The sequence below is a fragment of the Streptomyces sp. NPDC002092 genome (assembly GCF_053593775.1).
Map to the genome: position 1 here is coordinate 1 of NZ_JBSFDG010000050.1, position 4,070 is coordinate 4,070.

At 69.8% G+C, this 4,070-nt stretch carries 3 protein-coding genes; 2 read left to right on the top strand and 1 reads right to left on the bottom strand.

Going from position 1 to position 4,070, the window contains the following annotated elements; genetic code table 11:
* The coding region (locus ACWCRD_RS44920) for a chloride channel protein (RefSeq protein WP_450971454.1) at nucleotides 1-1,575 on the top strand (1,575 nt) is incomplete at its 5' end.
* 478 nt (nucleotides 1,576-2,053) lie between these two features.
* On the opposite strand, the gene ACWCRD_RS44925 is transcribed toward ACWCRD_RS44920, so the two are convergent.
* Complete coding sequence (locus tag ACWCRD_RS44925) at nucleotides 2,054-2,611, bottom strand: CGNR zinc finger domain-containing protein (protein ID WP_450971455.1); 558 nt, start codon at nucleotides 2,609-2,611, stop codon at nucleotides 2,054-2,056.
* Between the two features lie 201 nt (nucleotides 2,612-2,812).
* On the opposite strand from ACWCRD_RS44925, the gene ACWCRD_RS44930 reads away from it, so the two are divergent.
* Entirely contained in the window at nucleotides 2,813-4,000 is a 1,188-nt protein-coding gene (locus ACWCRD_RS44930; RefSeq protein ID WP_360223368.1) for an ROK family transcriptional regulator, read from the top strand.
* Nucleotides 4,001-4,070: the final 70 nt, after the last annotated feature.

Below are 4,070 nucleotides of genomic sequence, written 5' to 3' on the forward strand. Positions count from 1 at the left end.
GGTCTGCTGATCGGGGTGATGGCCCGGTACGGCTCGGAGAAGATCCGCGGGCACGGCATGCCGGAGGCGATCGAGTCGATCCTGGTCGGCGGCAGCCGTGTGCAGCCGCGCGTCGCGATACTGAAGCCCACGTCGGCCGCGATCTCCATAGGAACGGGCGGCCCATTCGGCGCGGAGGGTCCCATCATCATGACGGGCGGAGCGGTCGGTTCCCTCCTCGCCCAGCTGCTGCGCGTCACCACCGACGAACGCAAGGCACTGCTGGTCGCCGGCTCCGCGGCCGGCATGGCCGCCACCTTCAACGCACCCCTGGCCGCCATCCTGCTGGCCGTCGAACTCCTGCTGTTCGAATGGCGCCCCCGTTCCTACCTGCCCGTCGCCGTCGCCGCCGTCACCGCCACGCTCGTACGGGGCCCGCTCCTGGGCACCGACCCGCTGTTCGGCGGCGCCCACGTCCCCGCCCGCATCGCCCCCACCGCCTACGCGTTGTGCGTCGTCGCCGGAATCGCCGCGGGACTCCTCGCGCTGGGCGCCACCGCGCTCGTCTACCTCTCCGAAGACCTCTTCGCCAAGTTGCCCCTCCACTGGATGTGGTGGCCGGCCATCGGCGGAGCGATCATCGGCGTCGGCGGCCTGATCGAACCCCGGGCCCTCGGTGTCGGATACGACGTCATCGGCCAACTCCTCACCGGGCGGGCCACCGTGGGCCTCGTCGTAGGTATCCTCGTCGTCAAGACCCTCATCTGGGGCCTCTCCCTCGGCTCGGGCACCTCCGGCGGCGTCCTCGCTCCCATGTTCATGGTCGGCGGCGCCCTCGGAGCTGCCGAGGGCCTGGTCTTCCCGCAGGTCAGCCCCGGGTTCTGGGCCCTCGTCTCGCTCGCCGGAGTCCTGGGCGGCGTCATGCGCTCTCCGCTCACGGGCATCGTGTTCTGCCTCGAACTCACCCACGAGATCAACGCCCTGGTACCCATGGTGATCACCGCCTCCGCGGCGTATCTGCTGTCCGTCACCCTCCTGAAGCGATCAGTGCTGACCGAGAAGCTCGCCCGGCGCGGCCTGCACCTGACCCGCGAGTACTCCGTCGACCCGCTCGAAGTCCACCTCGTCCGGCAACTGGAGACACCGATAGCGGTCAGCTTCCACGCGAACGACACCGCGGGTGCGGCCACCACCGTGCTGCGGACCGCTCATCAGGCAGCGGACCCCGAACGGCTGCTGGCCCAGCGTCTTTACCCCGTCCTCGACGAGCACGACCACCTCGCCGGCGTGGTCACCCGCTCCCAACTGCTCCATGCCGACCCCGCCGACCCCACGCCGCTGGCACAACTGGCCGAGCCCGCGGTCACCGCGCACCCGGACGAGACCCTGCGGACGCTGGCCAACCGCATGGCCCAGCACGGCGTCACCCGCCTGCTCATCGTCGCCCGCGACCCGCACAACGCGGTCGAGGGCATCGTCAGCCTGCGCGACCTCCTGCAAGCGCGCCGCATCGACATGCACGAGGAGCACCATGCCGAACGCGTACTGACCCTACGACCGCGACGCACCGCCACCGCCACCGCCACCGCGGAATGAACCGGCCGGACGCCGATATCGCGCTCACTCTTTGGGCCGACGAAGTGCCCAGTCGCGGTCGCTCGGCGTCGGCGGGTTCGCCAACGAGCCCGTAGAACTCCGTCGTTGGCCTCGAAGGCGTACGGGGAGGCGTCCAGGCGTTCTGGGAACAGCCCGAGCTCGCGCTTACGGGTGAGCGCTTCCCGACCAGGCCGGCTGCTGCTGATGTAGAGGTACTGATCCCGCCCTTGCCCCGTCGTGGAAGCCGGCCCGGACCGAGGAGAAGAGTCCTTCCGACCCGGAACCGCCCAACGGAGGCTCGACACCGAAGTGCGCGAGGGACGGAACCTGGTTCGCGTACGACCAGGTGATCGATGCCGGTGTCGTCAGCAAAGGCGGCGACCGCCCGGAGTCAGGAGCCTCATCCCTGGTCCCCGCATACGGGTGCGAACGACAGGTGCTCTTTCGCCGACGGGCGGCCGGCTGGAAGCGCTTCCGGTTATACCTCCGCAGGCTTCGCGCTGTGCCGGCGTGCCCGGTAAGCGGCGGCCTTGACCCGGTTGCCACACGTTCGCATGGCGCACCACTCCCGTCGGTGGCCTCGTGAACGGTCGAGGTAGACCTGGGTGCACTCGGGACGGGAACACTCGCGCAACAGCGCGGCCTCTTCACCGCCGATGATCTCGACGGCCTCGCGGGCGAGGGCGGCGAGTCCTTGGGCAGCCGTGCCGGTTCGGGTCGCGCCATCGGGGCCGAGCCGCACGGCCACAGGGAGACCCGATGCCTGCTGATTCACCTCGGCGACCGCCTCCGCAGGCAGCGGTCGCCGCTCGATCCGGGCCGCCACCAGGGAGTAGATCGCTTCACGCAGTTCCACTGCGAGGGAGAGGTCGGCCTCGCTCGCCCCTGGTGCCAGATCGAGCATCCCGGACTCAAGGAACCAGTCGTCGAGCAGTTCGGGGGTGGCGAGCTTCTCGAGCGGCTCGCCGTTGCGTCGCGCGCGCAGGGTGCCGACGAAGTCCAGAGGAAGCGTGCCGCAGGGAAAAGCGTGATTCACGTAACCATACTGACGGGTGACACCTGGATGTGCAAGATCCCGCCCGCTGAGGCGGCACACTCGAGCTCGACACCTCCGATTCGATGGCACAGCGCGCATCGCACCACGCTTTCCTTGCCTCAGTGACGACCACATCAACACTCGGAACAAGTACGGTTTTTTTATTGACAGCGGAAAAGATCCGACCTTAAGTTTCCGGCCATGCGCCCGACCTTCCCCCGCGAGTCGGTCCCCACCATGACTCCGGCCGCCTCTCTGGTCTTCACCACGCTGCTCTCCCACGGTCCGCTCACCCGGGCCGAGGTGGGGCGGCGCACCCAGCTCTCTCCGGCCGCGGTCACGAAGGCGGTCCGGCCGCTGATGGAGCTCGGCTATCTCGTCGAGGGCGCGGATGAAGACGCGCGGCCCGCGGTGGGGCGTCCGGCCAACCTGGTGTCGGTGGACGCGGGAAGGGCCCTGTTCATCGGTGTGAAGGTGACCGGCGACGAGATCATCGCCGTGCTGACCGACCTGTGCTGCCGTGTCCGGGTGTCCCGGCACGTGGCCCTCAAGGGCCGCGAGCCGCAAGCCGTGCTGCCCGCCATCACCGCACTGGTACAGGAGTTGCTCATCGAGGCCGTCGGATTCGGTGTGCAGGTACGGGGGCTGGGCATCGCGATCTCGGGGGACGTGGACCGCGCGAAGGGCCTGGTCCGCTACTCGCCCTTCCTGGAGTGGCGCGACGTACCGCTCGCCGAGCTCGCCGGTACCGCGACCGGTCTGCCGGTCACGGTCGACAACGACGTGCGGGCACTCACGGTCGCCGAGCACTGGTTCGGAGCCGGAGTCGGACTCTCGGACTTCGCCCTGGTGACCGTGGGCGCCGGCATCGGCTGCGGCCTGGTGGTGCACGGCCGGGTGGTGTCGGGCGCGCACGGCGTGGCCGGCGAGATCGGGCACCTGTCCCTCGACCCGAGGGGTCCGCTCTGCCACTGCGGCAATCGCGGGTGTGTGGAGGCGATCGCGGCGGACCCCGCGATTCTCCGCGCGGTGAGCGCTGCCACGGGCAGGCAACTGACCGATACGGCCGAGGCGCTGGACCTGGCCCACGGCGGAGACCCCGGCGCCCGAGCGGTCTATGCACAGGCCGGTGAAGCCATCGGAAAGGCCCTTGCCTCCCTGGTGAACCTCCTCGGTCCCGAGCGGGTGGTCATCTCCGGGGAGGGCCTGGCCGCGTACGACCTTTTCGCCGAAGGCATCCGGGACGCGTTCGCCGCCTCTGCCTTCGGTACCGCTTCGCAGTGTGACGTGATGACCCGTCCGCTGCCTTTCGAGGAGTGGGCGCGCGGGGCGGCGGCGACCGCGATCCAGTCCTTCATGGGGTCGGAGACGTACGAGGAGCAGCCATGACGCCGCAGAGCCGCAGCCCGCAATCCGCCTCAGCCGCCGACCTCCCCTAGCCAGGTCTCCCCCCATACCC